Raw genomic sequence first — 17256 nt, forward strand, 5'->3', positions numbered from 1 at the left:
CTAGTTCACCTCACTTGCCATTACAGTCAAGGTGTCAGAGATTTCTTGGAACATCTGACGATCAGTCTTTTCACCACGGTAGATTTGATTGTAAAGAATGCCGTCCTTGATGAAAAGAACACGTTTTGCACGGCTAGCTGCTGCTGTTGAGTGGGTCACCATGAGAATGGTTTGCCCTTGCTCGTTGATCTGATCAAAGATATCAAGGAGGGCTGCAGATGATTTAGAGTCTAGGGCACCTGTTGGCTCGTCCGCAAGGAGAATTTCTGGTTCTGTAATGATGGCGCGTGCAACTGCAACCCGTTGTTTTTGTCCCCCAGAAATTTCATAAGGGTACTTCTCCTGCAATTGATTGATGCCAAGATTTTCAGCAGTCACCACCAATTTTTTCATCATTTCTGTAATAGGCTTTCTAGACAATACCAAAGGGAGTAAGATATTGTCTTTAACAGAAAGCGTATCTAACAAATTGAAGTCTTGGAAGACAAAGCCTAACTTTTCACGTCGGAAGCTTGAGGCTTCAGAATTTTTAATGGTAGCTGTGTCAGTTCCATTTAGGAAGACCTGTCCACGCGTTGGCTTGTCAAGCATAGCTAGAATATTGAGTAGGGTTGATTTCCCAGAACCAGATTCACCCATGATGGCAACGTAGTCACCTTTTTCTACAGTAAAATGAATATCTTTCAGAGCTTCTACTTGGGTGCCTTGAAAACGAGTTTTATAAATCTTTTGAACGTGTTTTACATCTAATAGTGTCATGATAATCTCCTTTTTAATATCCCATTAATTGAAACTGAGCCTGCATCATTTGAATGCCGAGCTCAACTCGCTCGATATCCTTAGAACTCGGTTTACTTGTTTGTTTCTTTTGTAAAATATTTTTCATAGTTTCGCTCCTTTATCTTTATGATATAAGTGTACTCTAAAAAAAGAGTTGGTTCCATAACATAACCTTACATTTGGAGCTTTAATCTTACATTTTTGTAAGATAGAGATATTTTTTTGAAATCAACTACTATTAGTTTACCACAAATTTTTAAGCAAAAGAAAAACCCTTGTAATTACAAGGGTTTGATTTTTTATGAAAGGTAAAGCGGTTTACCAAAACCAACCTTTATCATCATCGATTGGTTCAGCTTGTTTTATTTTGCGTGGGCCTGTTTCGTACATGTCTGCTTCGATATCTTCCTTGGTTGGCAAGATATAGGCTATCATGATATAGATGATGATCCCGAGTCCAAAATTTGCGATTGTAAAGATAGCAAAAATGAAGCGCACCAGTGTCACATCAAGATCCCATCTATCAGATAGTCCAGCAAGAACTCCTGATATCATACGATTTCGTCTCATTTTATAAAAATTTTTATTCATGATTTGTACCTCTTTCGGTATTCTTGAAATAAGTATAACATGAACTAAAACACCCTGCATCAGTCCTTAGGCGGATTTTGTAGGATAAGTTTTCCATGACAAAGACCACATCGATAACGTTTGGTATCAATTCGACGCTTTCTTTGATAGACTTGGCCACAAGAGTGACATTTATAAACCAAAGCTGGTTTTTGACGAGCACTTGATAAAGGAGGTACAAAGCGGAGACCGTCCACTTCTTTTAGCAGTTCTTTAAAAGTTATATCTTTATGCTTATAACCCTTACCTTCATAGTATAGATGATAATGACAGAGTTCGTGACGGACAATCTTCCGAAAAACTTCTAACCCTAGCTCTTGATAGACTTTAGGATTAAAATCCAAATGCCCATCCTTCGGGAAAAATCGTCCACCTGTCGACCGCAGACGAGTATTCCATTGAGCTTGATGATTGAATGGTTTTCCAAAGTCTTCTAAAGAGACTTGCCTAACGTAATCAGTTAGATTCATTAGAGTCATCTGGTGCAAGGAGCGACAGATTTACTTTTTCACGTTGGACATCGATTTTCTGCACCCAAACAGTTACCAAATCCCCAACGGATACGACTTGACTTGGATGCTTGATAAATTTCTTGCTCATGTGAGAAATATGAATGAGACCGTCCTCATGAATACCAATGTCAACAAAGGCACCGAAGTCAACGACATTACGGACAACACCTTCAAGCTTCTGTCCGACTTTTAAGTCCTTGATATCTAAGACATCCTGACGAAGGACTGGCGCATCAAAAGAATCACGGAAATCACGACCTGGTTTGAGAAGATCAGCAATAATATCTTTAAGTGTTTCTTGACCAAGGTCTAGCTCCTGAGCCATATCATTGATAGAAACAGATTTGAGCTTAGCTTGTGCTTCTTCGTTTAGGTCTTTAATGTCCAAGCGTTTGAAGAGTTCCTTGACCGCAGTATAGTTTTCAGGGTGAACTCCTGTATTGTCAAGGATATTGCTGCTTTCAGGGATACGGAGAAAACCTGCAGCCTGTTCAAAGGCTTTTGCTCCTAAACGAGGAACTTTTTTGATTTGAGCACGTGAAGTGATTTTTCCTTCTTCTTCACGATACTTGACGATATTTTCTGAAATCGTTTTGTTAAGTCCTGCGACATGTGAAAGTAAAGCTGGACTGGCTGTATTGACATTGACACCGACTTGGTTAACGACTGTATCTACCACAAAATCAAGACTTTCAGACAATTTCTTCTGACTAACGTCATGCTGATATTGACCAACACCGATAGATTTGGGATCAATTTTAACCAATTCTGCAAGTGGGTCTTGCAAACGACGAGCGATAGAAATGGCTGAACGTTTTTCAACGGTTAACTCAGGAAACTCTTGACGGGCAAGTTCGCTGGCAGAGTAAACAGAAGCACCACTTTCGCTAACAATAACATAGCTGACTTCTGGAAAATCTTTGAGAACTTCAGCAACAAAGGCTTCACTCTCACGACTGGCAGTTCCATTTCCGACAGCAATAATTTCAACACCGTATTGGCTAATCAAATCAGCCAAATCACGCTTGGCTTCCTCAATCTGACGAGCTGAAGCTGGTTTGACTGGATAAATGACTTGAGTTGTCAGCATCTTCCCAGTCGCATCTACAACTGCAAGCTTGGCACCTGTACGAAAGGCAGGGTCAAATCCAAGGACCACGCGCCCTTTTAGCGGTGCTACGAGAAGTAGATTACGAAGGTTTTCTGAGAAGAGTTGGATAGCTCCTTCTTCTGCCTTTTCTGTCAATTCAGTACGAATACGGCGCTCAATAGCCGGCAATACTTTTTTCTTAACAGATTGTTGAATCACTTCGTCTATATAAGGATTCTTAACCTTGAAACGAGCAGCAAAGAAGGCTTGGATACGATCAACTGCATGCTCAAATCCAATCTTCAAAACACCTAACTTCTCACCACGATTAAGGGCAAGCGTACGGTAGCCCTGCATATTGGCAACTGTTTCTGAGAAATCGTAATAAATCTGAAAGACTTGTTTTTCATCTAGACTCTCGTCTTTAAGTTGAGATGTAATCTTAGAATGTCTAAGGACTTCTTGATAGGTCATTGAACGCAAGTTGACATCCTCAGAGAGAGCTTCAACCAAGATATCAACAGCTCCTGCTAAAGCATCTTGTGGATTCTCGAAACCTTCACATACAAATGATTCTGCTTCTTTTTCTAGGTCAGATACATTTTGTAAGATTAAACGTGCAAGTGGAAAGAGTCCTGCTTCACGCGCAATCGTTGCCTTAGTGCGACGTTTTTCCTTATAGGGAAGGTAGAGTTCTTCTACATCTGCTAGTTTTTCGGCGGAAAGAATAGCTTCTTCCAACTCCTTAGTCAACTTACCTTGTTCTTTGATTTTGGCTAAAACTGCTTCTTTTCGATCATTGAGAGCAGTCAGGCTTTTATCAAGGTCGATAATTGCCTTAATAGCCACTTCATCCAAGCTACCAGTCATGTCTTTCCGATAACGAGCGATAAAGGGAATCGTAGCACCTTCAGATGTCAAAGATAAGACTGTATCAATTTGTTTTAAGGTTACACCCAAATCTTGGGAAATTTTTTCATATTTTTTATCCATGAAACTATTATACCATAAGCAGGAAAGCTTGTTTTCATTAATTTGTTGCTTTATTTCAACTTTATAAAGATAAAAAGGAAGTTGATTATAAAATATAACTATTTCCCAGAAATAATAGTATAATAGAGGTAACACAAAGAATCGAGGTATGCCTTATGGCTGTTAAATTTACAAAAACTGATGACTTAGATAAAATGTTCGAAGAGTTTGCCAAACTTCCTGATTTAAAACAAGTAACATTTCCCGATGACAAAGAAAAGAAAGAAAAAGCAGAAAAAGCAGAAAAGAAAAAATAGATGGATCTCTTTCAAAGTCTGCCTTCAAGTATATTACAAGCTGGTGCCATTTTTCTATCAATCATTATTGAAGCTTTACCCTTCGTCTTAATTGGTAGCATTATCTCTGGTGCTATTGAAGTCTACGTCACTCCTGAAAAAGTTTATCAATTTCTCCCTAAAAATCGTTTAGGGAGAATCTTTTTTGGTACCTTCATGGGGTTTCTCTTCCCATCTTGTGAGTGTGGGATTGTCCCTATCATCAATCGTTTCTTGGAGAAGAAGGTTCCAAGCTATACAGCTGTTCCTTTTCTAGTAACAGCTCCTATCATCAATCCTATCGTACTCTTTGCGACCTATTCAGCTTTTGGTAATTCTATTCAAATGGTTCTTCTAAGAGCTTTAGGGGCAATACTCATTGCTACGATATTGGGTATTTTCCTTGGATTTTTCTGGGAAGGACCTATACAAAAAGAAAATAGACTAGCTTGTCATGAACATGATTTTTCTCATTTAACGAAAGGTCAGAAACTTCTTCAAGTCTTTATCCAAGCTATTGATGAGTTCTTCGATATGGGGCGTTACTTGGTCTTTGGCTGTCTTTTTGCCAGCATAGTCCAGGTCTATGTTCCAACTCGTATCCTGACATCTATCAGCGCAACACCACTACTTGCGATTGTTCTTCTGATGGTCTTATCTTTCCTACTATCCCTCTGTAGTGAAGCGGATGCCTTTATTGGATCTTCTCTTCTATCAAGTTTTGGCTTCGCTCCAGTTCTCGCCTTTCTGGTTATAGGTCCTATGCTTGATGTCAAGAACCTCCTCATGATGAAGAATTATCTCAAAACTCGATTTATTTGGCATTTCATGACAATTGTAACTCTTGTTGTTCTTGTCTATTCTTATCTAGTCGGGGTAATGCTATGATTCGATTTTTTATCTTATTTGGCTATTTTATCTTAACCCTTTATTTGTACCTATCAGGTAAGCTCAATCAGTATCTAAATCTCCACTACTCTTATCTGGCTTATATCACTATGGTTTTATCTTTGCTACTAGCCATCGTTCAAGCCTATATTTGCTTCAAGCGTTTGAAAGAACATAGTCACTTACATAGTATTTCAGCCAAGCTTGCTAGTTTTGTCCTCTTAAGTTTGCCTTTGTTAGTTGGATTTACATTTCCAACCGTCAGTCTGGATTCACAAACAGTATCGGCAAAAGGCTATTATTTCCCACTTTCAGAAGGAACTGACAAGGCAATTCAAGCAAGTGAAGGAACTAGCAGTCAGTATCTTAAGCCGGATACCAGTCGCTTTTATTCACAAACAGCTCATGAAAATATTATTCGGAAGAGTGCTGATAAATACTTAGCTCAATCAAGTATTGTTATCAAGGATGAGAATTACTTGGAAGTCATGGAAGCTATCTATGATTATCCAAATGAATTTGAAGGTAAAGAGATCGAGTTTATTGGCTTTGTCTACAACGATCCAAATCATACCAATAGTCAATTTGTTTTTCGCTTTGGTATCATGCACTGTATCGCTGATTCAGGAGTTTTTGGCCTCTTAACCACAGGAAATACCAATCATTATGAGAATAACACCTGGGTGAGAGTCAAAGGCAAGATTAGGATTCACTATCACAAGGAACTCAACCAGGTTCTCCCAACCCTTGAAGTCCAGTCTTTCATCAAAGTGGATAAACCTGAGAACCCTTATGTTTATAAAGAATTTTAAAAAAGTAGCCTAATTGGGCCACTTTTTACTTTTATCTGATAATATCTTTATACATGTCTGGTCTTCTGTCTCTAAACAGACCCCAATTTAGGCGTTCATTTGCTCCCTTGTTAAGCTCATAAGTGTTTAAGAGGATGGCTTCGCCTTGTCGTTCTGCTTGGGTCAAGATAGCTCCTGTTTCGTCGGTCATAAAGGATGAACCGTAGAAGTTAAGGCTAGAACTTTGACCGCCGTTTTCTTCGCAAGGTTGTACTTCTTCCAAGCCATAACGATTGGCAGCAATAACTGGGACAATATTTGCTGCTGCGTGCCCTTGCATGGTACGTTGCCAATGACCACAACTATCTGTATCTAAAATCGGCTCCGAACCAATGGCTGTTGGATAAAAGAGAAATTCTGCACCATTTAAGGCAAGGCAACGGGCTGTTTCAGGGAACCACTGATCCCAACAGATCCCAATACCGATTTTCGCATAGCGAGTATCCCAAACTTTGAAGCCTGTGTTTCCAGGAGTAAAGAAGAATTTTTCTTGATAATAATGGTCATCTGGTATATGCGTTTTGCGATAAACTCCTAGCACTTCTCCATCAGCATCAATGATAGCAATCGAATTATATAAGACATTACCATCCTTTTCATAGAAACTGATCGGTAAAACGACCTTTAGTTCCTTGGCAATCACTTTGAAATGCTGAATAGCCATATTTTCTGTGACCGACTGGGCATACTGGTAGTAGTCATACTGACGTTCCTGACAGAAATAGGGACGTTCAAATAATTCAGGCAAGAGAATAATTTGGGCTCCTTGCTCAGCAGCTTGACGGACCAAACGTTCAGCTGTTTGGATATTCGTTTCCACATCCTTAGCGCATTGCATCTGAATAGCTGCAACCGTTACATTTCTCATTTTTTTCTCCTATTCTGGAATTTGTTGGGTAATACAGTGGATATTTCCACCACCTAAAAGAATATCTCTTGCAGGGATTCCGACGACTTCACGGTCTGGGAAACACTTACTCAGGATATCCAAGGCCACTTGGTCGTTTTCATCCTGAAATTGTGGCACCAAGACAGACTTATTAGCAATATAGAAGTTCACATAGGAAGCAGCTAAACGTTCACCAGCATAGCGCTCCTCTTCTCCTTCTTCATATGAATAGCCCGGCAAATCTTCTTCCGTCACTACTTGATGAAGCGCTGGAATTGGAAGTTTATGGATGGTGAAACTCCGACCCTTTGCATCTGTTTCATTCTCCAAAAGAGCTAGATTTGTAGCAGACATGGCATACTGGGGATCGTCTTGGTCGTCCGTCCAAGCTAAAACAACCTCAGCAGGACCAACAAAGGCTGCTACATTGTCGACGTGTTCATTGGTTTCGTCCTGATAAATACCGTAAGGTAGCCAGATGACTTTTTCAGCTCCAAGACTCTCTAGTAAGGTATTTTCAATCTCCTCTTTAGTCATGTGAGGATTGCGACCAGGACTGAGGAGGCAACTTTCTGTGACAAGTATTGTTCCTTGGCCGTCACTGTGTATGGCTCCACCTTCTAGTACAAAAGGTTTTGCATCGTAAACAGGTACCTCTAAGACTTCTGCGAAGCGACTGGCCACTTGGTCATCTGCTTCATAGTCTTGATAAAGACCGTCATATGAACCACCCCAAGCATTGAAAGACCAATCTACCGCCAACTTTTCCCTTTTATCATTATGGAGAATGGTCGGACCTGTATCACGAGCCCAGGCATCATTTGTTGGGATATCTAGATAAACGACCTGGTTTCCAAGATAGGATTGCGCTTCAGATAGATAGTCCTGCTCCACCAAAAGATAGACTGTTTCCCCTTGAGCAATGGTTTTGATAATCTGGCTAAATGCTTTTTTAGCTGCCTTTCCTTGAAAAGGCCAGGACCCTGGTCGAGTAGGCCATATCATGAGAGTTCCATGATGGGGTTCATACTCTGCTGGCATACGATAACCTAATCTTTTTGGACTGTCCATCATGATAATCTCTCCTTAAAGTCTTGGTAACCAAAGGCCTTGACTAAACTGCATTCACCCTCTTTATCCATCACATACAAACTTGGAAGTCCAATCCCGTTAAAGGTATTATTTTTGACAAAGGAGTAGATTGCCATGTCCTCAAAGTAAAGTCTATCTCCAATCTCAACTGGATTTTCAAAACTATAGTCACCAATGATATCTCCCGTTAGACAGGTATTGGAAGAAAGTCTATAAGTATAAGGTTTTTCTTGCGCTTCAAAACCGTCTCTCAATAGTGGGCGATAAGGCATTTCAAGGACATCAGGCATATGGCAGCTTGCTGAAGCATCTAACACTAAGGTTTCAATCCCATTCTCAACGATGTCTAAGACTTCAGTAGCCAAATAACCAGCATTAAGCGCAATAGCTTCTCCTGGTTCAATATAGACATCAAGATTATAGGTTTCTCGAATCCGTTTAATCTCAGAAATCAGTAAGTCCACATCATAGTCGTCTCTTGTAATGTGATGTCCACCACCCATATTGAGCCATTTAACCTGATGCAAGTACTGTCCAAACTGCTCTTCTACAGCTTTCAAGGTTGTCGCTAAATCATCTGCCCCTTGCTCACAAAGAGTATGAAAATGAAGCCCGTCCACCAAGTCCAGCAAATCACTTGGTATCTTATCTGAAGTAACTCCAAAACGGGATCCAGGAGCACAAGGGTCATAGAGCGCGTGGTCACCCTGCGTTGAACATTGAGGATTGAGGCGTAGACCTACACTAATACCAGATTCACGACAAGGTTGACCGTATTTTCGTAATTGTCTCTCTGAGTTAAAAACAATATGATCCGATATTTGCAGTAGCTCTTCCATATCTGCTTCCTTAAAAGCAGGCGCAAATACATGGACTTCCCCCGGGAACTCTTCTCTAGCTAACCTAGCTTCATAGAGACCACTAGCCGTTGTACCAGAAAGATACTGGCTAATCAAAGGATAGGTTTTATAGAGGGAATAAGCCTTTTGAGCTAGCAAAACCTTACAACCTACCTTTTCCTGAACCTTTTGCAGAATGCGGCAATTCTCTTCTAATTTTCCTAAGTCAATGATATAAGAAGGTGTTGGTACTTGTTCTAACTTCATTAGTTCACCATTTGTGGATTTTCAACCACAACCCATGGCAAACCGTATTTATTTAAAGCTTCCATGAATGGATCTGGATCCAACTCTTCAAGATTATACACTCCTGGTTGTTTCCAAGTGCCATCCATCACTAATTTTGTCCCAATCATGGCTGGAACACCTGTCGTATAAGAAATGGCTTGTGAACCAACTTCTGCGTAGCATTCCTGATGGTCGCAAACATTGTAGATGTAGATTGTCTTTTCAACGCCATCTTTGACACCTGTAAAGATACAGCCGATATTGGTTTTACCAACTGTGCGTGGACCAAGGCTTGCAGGATCTGGAAGCAAGGCTTTCAAGAATTGGATAGGAACAATTTCTTGTCCATTAAAATTAATGGCATCTGTACGAAGAAGCCCAACGTTTTCCAAGCATTTCATGTGCGTTAGATAAGATTGACCGAAAGTCATGAAGAAACGAATACGTTTAACTCCTGGAATGTTTTTAGCCAGTGATTCAATTTCTTCGTGGTGAAGAAGATACATGTCTTTTTGCCCAACTTGAGGGAAATCATACTCACGTTTGATAGACATAGCTTCTACTTCTACCCATTTTCCATCTTCCCAGTAAGAACCTGGCGCAGAAACCTCGCGAAGATTGATTTCTGGGTTAAAGTTAGTTGCAAATGGATAACCATGGTCACCACCATTACAGTCTAAAATGTCGATATAGTGGATTTCATCAAAATAGTGTTTGAGGGCGTATGCTGAAAAGACGCTGGTTACACCTGGGTCAAAACCAGAACCAAGAAGAGCGGTCAAGCCTGCTTCTTTGAATTTTTCTTGGTAAGCCCATTGCCATGAATAGTCAAAATAAGCCGTAAATCCAAGCTCTTTGCAGCGTTTCTCATAAATCGCACGCCATTCTGGGTCTTCTGTATCCTCAGCCTCATAGTTGGCTGTGTCGATATAGTGGACTCCTGTCGCCAAACAAGCGTCCATAATAGTCAAATCTTGGTATGGTAAAGCTACGTTCAAAACGGCTTCTGGCTTGTAGCTTTCAATCAAGGCAATCACTTCTTCTACCTTATCAGCATCAAGAGCAGCTGTTTCAATTTTAGTACTTGTCTTGCCCTCTAATTTAGCTTTCAAGTCATCACATTTTGACTTGGTACGGCTAGCAATCATAATCTCTGTAAAGGTTTCGCTATCTTGGCAAATCTTTGAAATAGCAACTTGGGCAACGCCCCCACATCCGATAACTAATAAACGACTCATTTTTTTACTTCCTCTTCTTCTAAAATGTCTTCTACATACTTAGGCAACATAAAGGCACCAATATGCAAGTTTGCAGTGTAGTATTCTGTGAAAAGCTGGCGTTTTTTCCAGCCTTCCTTATCAAAATCTTTGACAGGGTGATATTTTTTCGATGCAAACCCAAATAACCAATAGCCAGCAGGACTGGTTGGAATATGCGCCTGATAAACCCGACTGATTGGAAAGGCTTGATTGACCTTACGGTGCATGCTGCGGCATGCTGACTCATCTTCGTCAAAGAAAGGACTACCATGCTGATAAATCATGATTCCGTCTTCTTTCAAGGCTCTATAGCTATTGCCGTAAAATTCCTTGGTAAAGAGCCCTTCCGTATGGCCAAATGGATCTGTCGCATCGTTGATGATGATGTCGTAATCATCTTCACAGTTTCTCAAAAATCTCAGTCCATTTTGGTAGTAAATGGTAACGCGAGGATCATCAAGTCCTGCAGCAAAATCTGGGAAGTATTCTCGACAGACCTCAACTAACATCTCATCCGGTTCCACGATATCGATTTGTTCCAATTCAGGATAAAGCGTTAATAATTGGGCAACACCACCGTCACCACCCCCAATAACCAAGACTTTCTTTGGATTGGGATGGACAGCCATAGGAACGTGGACGGTCATTTCGTTGTATACAAAATCATCTGCATCCGAGAACAAGACATGCCCATTTAAAATCAATATCTTCCCAAAAGCAGGCGTGTCTAAAACTTCGATATCCTGCCATTCACTTTTACCAGCGTAGAGTTGCTTGGCTGTTCTCAGGGATAATTTCACATCTGGAGTATGAACTTCAGAAAACCATAAATCCATTTAGTTCTCCTTTCTCTCAATAACATTGATGTGATTGACCTCTGGATCTTCCGTTCCTTGGAGGGAACAACCACGTTCTTTGGCAAATTTTATATAATCGACAATTTCTCGTGTAATCCGTTCACCTGGCGCTAGGATTGGGATGCCGGGAGGATAACACATGACAAATTCTCCGCAGACTTTCCCAACGGATTCGTCCAAAGTTAAGCTTCTTCTCTCTGAATAAAAGGCTTCCTGAGGAGATAGGACCAACTCTGGTTGGATATATTCTCCAGCAATCAAATCTTTTCCATCTCGTGAATATAGTCTCTTGATATCAGCTAGCGCACCGACCAAGCGCTCAATGTCTTGAATGCGGTCACCAATTGAAATGTATGCCAAGATATTCCCAATATCACCAAATTCAATCTGAATGTCATATTCGTCTCGCAGAAGATCATAAACTTCAATACCTGTTAGACCAATCCCCTGAGTGTAAACTGACAACTTAGTCACGTCAAAATCACAAACGGACACACCGTCTATTAACTCTTTTGAGTAGGCATAGTAGCCACCGATAGCATTGATTTCTCGACGTGCGTACTCAGATAGCTCAATGACTTTCTCAAAGGACTCCTTACCACGAAGGGCTAGGTTTCTACGAGAAACATCTAGACTAGCCATTAGCAAGTAGGATGCTGATGTTGACTGTGTAAGGTTAATGATTTGACGTACATACTCAGGATTCATCTGATCACCAACTAAAAGAAGCGAACTTTGTGTCAAGCTGCCACCAGACTTATGCATGGATACAGCTGACATATCTGCCCCTGCATCCATAGCAGACAGAGGAAGTTTATCTGTAAAGTGTAGATGAGCACCGTGAGCCTCGTCTACTAAGACTTTCATTCCTGCAGCGTGAGCCATCTCTGTTAGCCCCTTAAGGTCTGAACAAATTCCATAGTAGGTTGGATTGTTGATTAGGATTGCCTTGGAATCTGGATGTTCCTTAATAGCTTGTGCCACACGCTCATTTTCAAGACCTAAAGCAATACCGATTTTTGGATCCACACTCATCTCGATATAGATAGGAATAGCACCACATAAAACGAGAGCGTTGATGGCTGACTTATGGACATTTCGAGGAAGGATAATTTTATCACCGAATTTACAGGTGGAAAGAATCATGGTCTGCACGGATGAAGTTGTGCCCCCAATCATTAAAAAGGCATGAGCAGCACCAAAAGCCTCTGCTGCCAACTCCTCTGCTTCTCTGATAATCGAGATAGGATGCCCTAGGTTGTCCAAGGGCTTCATAGAATTGACATCTATGCCTACACATTTTTCCCCTAAAAGTTCAACCAACTCTGGGTTACCACGTCCACGCTTGTGACCAGGTACGTCAAATGGTACAATTCTTTTCTTTCGTAACTTGACCAACCCCTCATAGATGGGAGCTTGGTTTTGATTTAACATTATAAAGACATACTCCTTTATCATATTTTTTACACCTTAACCATGTAAGGTGCTAAAGGATACTTATGAAAAAAGAGCAGGTTGGCACCTGCTCTACAATCTACTGACGTGTTTATGTTTGTTTCTTTTGAGTATGTCTGTTCCTGATGTTTCCTAACTCTCTAGTAGCAAATATTACGTACTTTATTGATCGTTTCACAAGATGACGTGTGCTTTCACCACACTAACAAATCTATACGAATTAGAACTAATGTCCTAACATCAACTTATAAAAGTAGGCTTTTAACCCTATCAATAATGTGGCTTTTCAACCACGCTTCGGCATTCAACCCTGCCTGTCCGTAGGAATTTTTTACTCGGGTTTATATTTGCTAGAAAACATCATCTCATTTTCTAAGCTTTACTACTATAACATGTTTTCAGAGGCTTGTAAAGTATTTTTAGAACTTTTTTTAAACAATTTAATATTTTGTTCGTGAAATTCATTTAGTTTCAAAATGGAAATCGTTTTAAATTGAAATCAAAAAATAAAAACAGGAACCAAATCGATTAGTTCCTGTGTTAAATTGTAATTATAGTCAGTTATTCAAAATCCTATCTACTCATCTCGTGCTACTTGAACAGCTAGCTCAAAATCAGCCATCAAGTAATTTTCATCCAGACGGATGAGACTATAATACTCATTCCAAAATAGAGAGTCACTGTTGCTGGACCACTGTAATCCATACCACAATTGAGTGACATCGCTTGTATGTGATGGGGGGATTGACCATAGATGCTTTTTAAAAGTTTCTTGAACAAGCGGGATATCAAGTCGAGTAGTCAAGTCGAGTTGATCTAACTTGAAAGTGATAGAATGTTTCTTTGATTCTTCAATACTGTCCTTGTTAAATCGAACCTGAATAATCTTAGAATCTTCTAAAGCCACATTCTGGTCCTCAGCACCGTAAAAGGAAATACTCCCCAGTACTATGCCATCTTTTGCCAGGAGATAGGGAGCGTAAGGGACTGCATTGCTATCAAGTCTGAAGCCTTTTTCGATAGTGACTGATTTATCTCCTGGATACTTTTGGAAACTTCCCTCTGTCAAGAGCTTTTCATAGTCGCTACCACCATCACCTTGTCTGACATAGATATCAAACCCAGCTTCCATCAGATCACTTGCTTTTGTTTCTGCTAAAATGATTTTACTTTCATTAATTTGCAAAATTGGTGTTTGAGGTGGCAAACCAATCGTGAGATGAAACATAACTCCTACTAGAAAGACCATCAAGGTTATAAGGAGAGCAAGTAAAGACTTTCCAGTCCTTTTTCTTGCATTGAAAAGAGCCATTATAGCTGGGAGGAGGATCATTTTGGCTAAAATAGAATTCCCAACTCCACCTCTATTTAAGGTCTGAAAGGCAAACATCCCTGCAATAGCAATCAGGGACAGGTAGACCAAAATCTCGCCTAGACCCAGTTTTTCTGTTCGAGTTTGTTGATTTACAGGAGTTTCGTACAATGACTGCCCATTTTCTTTCCTCTTTTTTAGAAAGAGATAAAACCCCAGACCGAGTAGCAGATTAAAGATTGTAAAAACCATTAAAGTACCTATAATCACCGTTCTACCCATGACTCTCTACTCCTTTATGTTCTCTCTCATATCTTATCTTTCTCTTTAATTCCCAATTCCCAACTAATAAAACTAGCAAGAAGAAGGGGCCGCCTTCTATGACCACAATAGGCATAGCCAAAATAGCAATCATCAAAAAACTAGCTTTCTTTTGACGCCAACTACCGCCCCATTCTCCGTTTATTAGTACCCCCAAATAGTCGATGTAGTCAGTAAAACAAGCCAATAAGGGATTTTGAAAATCACTAGCCCTAAGGTAAATGAACATAGCAGAATTTAGCAAAACATAAAGAATTCCAAGGACTAGAATAATCTTTTGACTAGTTCTAGTAGCCTCTAGAACGATTTTTTCTCTCTTCTCTGGTTTTATTTCCTTGAGACTTGGATTCTTACAAGAGAGTTTTTCAAATCTATAGACCAGAAATCGGTAGAGATAATACTATTTTATATCACGATTCATGAAAACCTCATTCTAGGTGGAGAAATCAATCGAAAATCATCTTCTAAACTTCTAATTTTAAGGAATTACCTTCTAGAAAGACGGCTTTTGACTCAGTGATTTTGATTTTTTGATCTTCTGAAAAGCCAATAGTTTCACCGTCCTTTAAGGTGACATCACTGCCTAAAACATACTGAAGAATAGACAAGAGGAAATAATATAAGTCATCGCTATTCATTGGAGACTCGATAATTTCAATCTCAGTTTTTCCAAACTCTTTCAAACCATAAGTGTACATGCTGGTCTTATCTCCCTGATTGATAATCCCCATATAAATCCAGAGTTGAAGGGGAAGCATTTCTTCTTTCAAAAGGTCAGCCAGGTTTAGATAAAGATCTTTGGGTAAGAGCAAGGTGGTAGAACCCTGATAAATACCAATAGCTGATTGACTAGTTTTTAGGATAGAGGCATTGACTTTAGTTAATAGGGAATAAGTTTCTACTGGCGAAAGATTGTCAGACAAAACAGAAACAATAGCATGCTGTGTGTGCTCCTGTGTATCCTTCTCAACATCCTGCCAGAGGTAAGAATAGGCATACAATTCTTCAAATTCTTGACTTGGGATAGGCAAATCCATTAAAGCCAGCGCAACGAGAGCACCATCAATCACAAATGTTGCACTAGAATCATCCCCAGAAACTTCAGAAATTTCAAGCGCCCAGTGAGATTTCAATTCCTGAATGACCTGTTCTAAAGAATAGGCTTGCCGGCCTTTGAAGAGGGGCATGGACAAGATCAGTTGTTTTTTCTTCTCTGACTTTTCTTTCTTACTAGTAAATAGATTTTTTAAAAAATTCATAGGACTGCTCTTTTTTTATATTAGTTGGTATGCAAAGCTATCTTGGTCAAAGTGAGTCGAGATACCAAGTTTCCTCATCCTCAAAACCGTAGAATTTCTCATCAAGTAGCCAGTTTCCATCCACCAATTTAAGTACAAACTGATGCTTCATGTCTAAAGCTTCTTGATAGTGGGTGATGACTCTTGCTTCTTCAGCTTTTGTCATGATAAAATCTACAGAAAAATCATTCGTTTGAATATAGTTATATTCACTTGGGGAGCCATAAGAATTTCGAACTCCTCCTTCCAAGTATTTTTGAGTCACTCGTCCAGTTAGAAGTTGCATTTGCCTCTGAAAATAGTCATCCATAAGTTCATTCCACTTGGGATGAACTTGATTTGCTGGGATGCCAAGGCCTTCTTTTTCCTTATCCAGTTCTCTATTACGCTCAAAAATTTCTTCTTCTAACAAGGTTAAACTTTTGAGTAAATTAAGCAAGGGTGGGATGATTATTTCCGCCATAGCTCGATAGTTTTCAGGGGTATTTTTATAGTTCACTCTCATGATTACTCTCTTAACACTCCTGGATTAATTGCTTTACTTCTATGTCTGAAAGTTGTCCATCCATGTAGAGTTTCCTAAGTAAATCTTTATCTACGGTAATTTCATAATAGTCAGTCACAAACTCATGAAATTTCTCAAAGCTATCAAAAAGGTAAGAAAGCAACCATTCTCCACCATCCTGATCTTGGTAAGTCTGTTGATGCGCATGACCGTCATACCAGATAAAGAAGGTTGTTTCATCTTTTTGGTCTTCAGAATAAAGTGAGACATACTTTTCATCCAGTCCTTTATAAAAACTATCGATGATATTTTGATTCCACTCGTCAGCAGCAAACTGGCTTAAACTGCTTTCATGATCAAAGCCTTTTATGAGGATCATTTTATCAGTCAAAATCACATCTAAAGAATCACCAGAGCCATTGTCAATAAAATATCGGACTCCATAGTCTTCCTCAATCTTAATCACGAGTCTGAGCCAATCCTCACTCGGATCTGTCAGATACTCATCAATGACCAGCAAGGCATCTAAGCGAGTTTTTATCTTGTCCCAATCAATCTTTCTCATCTCTAAAAACCTCCATATTATCCTTGCGATTTATCAAGATCACAAGCCCTGTATCGAGCAGCTACATACCCTAAGAGACTAATCTGAGGGATATTCCACTCATTAGGCAAATAAATGGAACAACCTACCTGATCTCCAAGAGGAGAACTTGCTGAGAAGACATATCTTCCCAAATCCTCATTATTAGGATTTCTTTCAACTTGACCCAATCTGCTAGTATTGAACCAGTCTTTAAACAGTAACCAGATTTGCTCGGCATCTTCGTTTAATAGGGAGACTTTCAAGTTGTAGCTGATTCCGACTCTACATCTTTTTTTGAATCCTGACTCATCAGCCTTACAAACTTTTATCGATCCCTTATCATACTGCCAGTTATCACTATCTAACAGGGGAAATTGAGCAGATAGCTTGTCTTTAAATCCCTGCATAGTATCACATAAATCTTTGGAGGCAGCTTCGAATAATTCTAGTTCTTCCATAGTCTTCTCTTTAATTTTCATAGCTAATCACATTTCGAT

The 17256-nt window shown here is 39.7% G+C and carries 19 protein-coding genes; 3 read left to right on the top strand and 16 right to left on the bottom strand.

Annotated elements, in window-relative coordinates:
* From ACXYSK_RS02975 to ACXYSK_RS02990, 4 genes are all read right to left on the bottom strand, one after another.
* Positions 1–759 (bottom strand): ABC transporter ATP-binding protein, encoded by a 759-nt coding sequence (locus ACXYSK_RS02975; protein WP_458624974.1) that lies wholly within the window; start codon positions 757–759, stop codon positions 1–3.
* A 339-nt stretch (positions 760–1098) separates the two neighbouring features.
* Positions 1099–1371: a PspC domain-containing protein gene (locus tag ACXYSK_RS02980; protein WP_458624975.1), complete on the bottom strand. Its 273-nt coding sequence runs from the start codon at positions 1369–1371 to the stop codon at positions 1099–1101.
* A gap of 59 nt (positions 1372–1430) precedes the next feature.
* Positions 1431–1880, bottom strand: a complete 450-nt coding sequence (locus tag ACXYSK_RS02985; RefSeq protein WP_458624976.1) for a SprT family protein — start codon at positions 1878–1880, stop codon at positions 1431–1433.
* The gene (locus ACXYSK_RS02990) at positions 1867–4005 is read right to left on the bottom strand and encodes a Tex family protein (protein WP_458624977.1); all 2139 of its coding nucleotides are present in this window, start codon (positions 4003–4005) and stop codon (positions 1867–1869) included. Before ACXYSK_RS02990 ends, ACXYSK_RS02985 begins: the two co-directional genes overlap by 14 nt.
* Positions 4006–4160: 155 nt before the next feature.
* Between ACXYSK_RS02990 and ACXYSK_RS02995 the strand changes: the two genes are divergently transcribed.
* The 3 genes from ACXYSK_RS02995 to ACXYSK_RS03005 are packed head-to-tail and all read left to right on the top strand — an operon-like array spanning position 4161 to position 6019.
* Positions 4161–4301, top strand: coding sequence for an SPJ_0845 family protein (locus ACXYSK_RS02995; RefSeq protein WP_458624978.1), 141 nt, complete (start codon positions 4161–4163; stop codon positions 4299–4301).
* Positions 4302–5207: a permease gene (locus tag ACXYSK_RS03000; RefSeq protein WP_458624979.1), complete on the top strand. Its 906-nt coding sequence runs from the start codon at positions 4302–4304 to the stop codon at positions 5205–5207.
* Positions 5204–6019 carry a TIGR03943 family putative permease subunit gene (locus tag ACXYSK_RS03005; protein WP_458624980.1) on the top strand — a complete coding sequence of 272 codons (816 nt, stop codon included), beginning with the start codon at positions 5204–5206 and terminating at the stop codon, positions 6017–6019. The genes ACXYSK_RS03000 and ACXYSK_RS03005 overlap by 4 nt, the downstream gene beginning before the upstream one ends.
* Before the next feature lie 31 nt (positions 6020–6050).
* Here the strand turns inward: ACXYSK_RS03005 and aguB are convergent, their stop codons facing one another.
* The 12 genes from aguB to ACXYSK_RS03065 all read right to left on the bottom strand — a co-directional run bounded on the left by aguB (position 6051) and on the right by ACXYSK_RS03065 (position 17238).
* Positions 6051–6926, bottom strand: coding sequence for an N-carbamoylputrescine amidase (gene aguB / locus ACXYSK_RS03010; RefSeq protein WP_458624981.1), 876 nt, complete (start codon positions 6924–6926; stop codon positions 6051–6053).
* Positions 6927–6935: 9 nt separating this feature from the next.
* Entirely contained in the window at positions 6936–8021 is a 1086-nt protein-coding gene (gene aguA / locus ACXYSK_RS03015) for an agmatine deiminase (protein ID WP_458624982.1), read from the bottom strand.
* Entirely contained in the window at positions 8018–9145 is a 1128-nt protein-coding gene (nspC, locus tag ACXYSK_RS03020) for a carboxynorspermidine decarboxylase (protein ID WP_458624983.1), read from the bottom strand. Before nspC ends, aguA begins: the two co-directional genes overlap by 4 nt.
* Positions 9145–10404: a saccharopine dehydrogenase family protein gene (locus ACXYSK_RS03025; RefSeq protein WP_458624984.1), complete on the bottom strand. Its 1260-nt coding sequence runs from the start codon at positions 10402–10404 to the stop codon at positions 9145–9147. Before ACXYSK_RS03025 ends, nspC begins: the two co-directional genes overlap by 1 nt.
* On the bottom strand, positions 10401–11261 hold the full coding sequence (speE, locus tag ACXYSK_RS03030) for a polyamine aminopropyltransferase (RefSeq protein WP_458624985.1): 861 nt from the start codon (positions 11259–11261) through the stop codon (positions 10401–10403). Before speE ends, ACXYSK_RS03025 begins: the two co-directional genes overlap by 4 nt.
* Positions 11262–12716: an aminotransferase class I/II-fold pyridoxal phosphate-dependent enzyme gene (locus ACXYSK_RS03035; protein WP_458624986.1), complete on the bottom strand. Its 1455-nt coding sequence runs from the start codon at positions 12714–12716 to the stop codon at positions 11262–11264. It lies immediately after the preceding gene.
* A gap of 598 nt (positions 12717–13314) precedes the next feature.
* A complete protein-coding gene (locus tag ACXYSK_RS03040) occupies positions 13315–14331 on the bottom strand; it encodes a hypothetical protein (protein ID WP_458624987.1) in 1017 nt (338 codons plus the stop codon).
* Entirely contained in the window at positions 14324–14752 is a 429-nt protein-coding gene (locus ACXYSK_RS03045; protein WP_458625402.1) for a hypothetical protein, read from the bottom strand. The genes ACXYSK_RS03040 and ACXYSK_RS03045 overlap by 8 nt, the downstream gene beginning before the upstream one ends.
* Before the next feature lie 82 nt (positions 14753–14834).
* Positions 14835–15629, bottom strand: a complete 795-nt coding sequence (locus ACXYSK_RS03050; RefSeq protein WP_458624988.1) for a DUF4261 domain-containing protein — start codon at positions 15627–15629, stop codon at positions 14835–14837.
* Between the two features lie 46 nt (positions 15630–15675).
* Entirely contained in the window at positions 15676–16173 is a 498-nt protein-coding gene (locus ACXYSK_RS03055) for a hypothetical protein (protein ID WP_458624989.1), read from the bottom strand.
* A gap of 10 nt (positions 16174–16183) precedes the next feature.
* Positions 16184–16738: a hypothetical protein gene (locus ACXYSK_RS03060; RefSeq protein WP_458624990.1), complete on the bottom strand. Its 555-nt coding sequence runs from the start codon at positions 16736–16738 to the stop codon at positions 16184–16186.
* Between the two features lie 17 nt (positions 16739–16755).
* The gene (locus ACXYSK_RS03065) at positions 16756–17238 is read right to left on the bottom strand and encodes a hypothetical protein (protein ID WP_458624991.1); all 483 of its coding nucleotides are present in this window, start codon (positions 17236–17238) and stop codon (positions 16756–16758) included.
* Positions 17239–17256: the final 18 nt, after the last annotated feature.

This window comes from Streptococcus sp. V919, from assembly GCF_054353475.1.

Coding starts and splice junctions, on each gene's coding strand:
- ACXYSK_RS03000 (WP_458624979.1), top strand. CDS start 4,302: ATGGATCTCTTTCAAAGTCTGCCTTCAAGTATATTACAAGCTGGTGCC.
- ACXYSK_RS02980 (WP_458624975.1), bottom strand. CDS start 1,371: ATGAATAAAAATTTTTATAAAATGAGACGAAATCGTATGATATCAGGA.
- ACXYSK_RS02995 (WP_458624978.1), top strand. CDS start 4,161: ATGGCTGTTAAATTTACAAAAACTGATGACTTAGATAAAATGTTCGAA.
- ACXYSK_RS03060 (WP_458624990.1), bottom strand. CDS start 16,738: ATGAGAAAGATTGATTGGGACAAGATAAAAACTCGCTTAGATGCCTTG.
- ACXYSK_RS03025 (WP_458624984.1), bottom strand. CDS start 10,404: ATGAGTCGTTTATTAGTTATCGGATGTGGGGGCGTTGCCCAAGTTGCT.
- ACXYSK_RS03065 (WP_458624991.1), bottom strand. CDS start 17,238: ATGAAAATTAAAGAGAAGACTATGGAAGAACTAGAATTATTCGAAGCT.
- ACXYSK_RS03035 (WP_458624986.1), bottom strand. CDS start 12,716: ATGTTAAATCAAAACCAAGCTCCCATCTATGAGGGGTTGGTCAAGTTA.
- ACXYSK_RS03050 (WP_458624988.1), bottom strand. CDS start 15,629: ATGAATTTTTTAAAAAATCTATTTACTAGTAAGAAAGAAAAGTCAGAG.
- nspC (WP_458624983.1), bottom strand. CDS start 9,145: ATGAAGTTAGAACAAGTACCAACACCTTCTTATATCATTGACTTAGGA.
- ACXYSK_RS02975 (WP_458624974.1), bottom strand. CDS start 759: ATGACACTATTAGATGTAAAACACGTTCAAAAGATTTATAAAACTCGT.
- speE (WP_458624985.1), bottom strand. CDS start 11,261: ATGGATTTATGGTTTTCTGAAGTTCATACTCCAGATGTGAAATTATCC.
- ACXYSK_RS02985 (WP_458624976.1), bottom strand. CDS start 1,880: ATGAATCTAACTGATTACGTTAGGCAAGTCTCTTTAGAAGACTTTGGA.
- ACXYSK_RS03005 (WP_458624980.1), top strand. CDS start 5,204: ATGATTCGATTTTTTATCTTATTTGGCTATTTTATCTTAACCCTTTAT.
- aguB (WP_458624981.1), bottom strand. CDS start 6,926: ATGAGAAATGTAACGGTTGCAGCTATTCAGATGCAATGCGCTAAGGAT.
- ACXYSK_RS03040 (WP_458624987.1), bottom strand. CDS start 14,331: ATGGGTAGAACGGTGATTATAGGTACTTTAATGGTTTTTACAATCTTT.
- ACXYSK_RS02990 (WP_458624977.1), bottom strand. CDS start 4,005: ATGGATAAAAAATATGAAAAAATTTCCCAAGATTTGGGTGTAACCTTA.
- aguA (WP_458624982.1), bottom strand. CDS start 8,021: ATGATGGACAGTCCAAAAAGATTAGGTTATCGTATGCCAGCAGAGTAT.
- ACXYSK_RS03055 (WP_458624989.1), bottom strand. CDS start 16,173: ATGAGAGTGAACTATAAAAATACCCCTGAAAACTATCGAGCTATGGCG.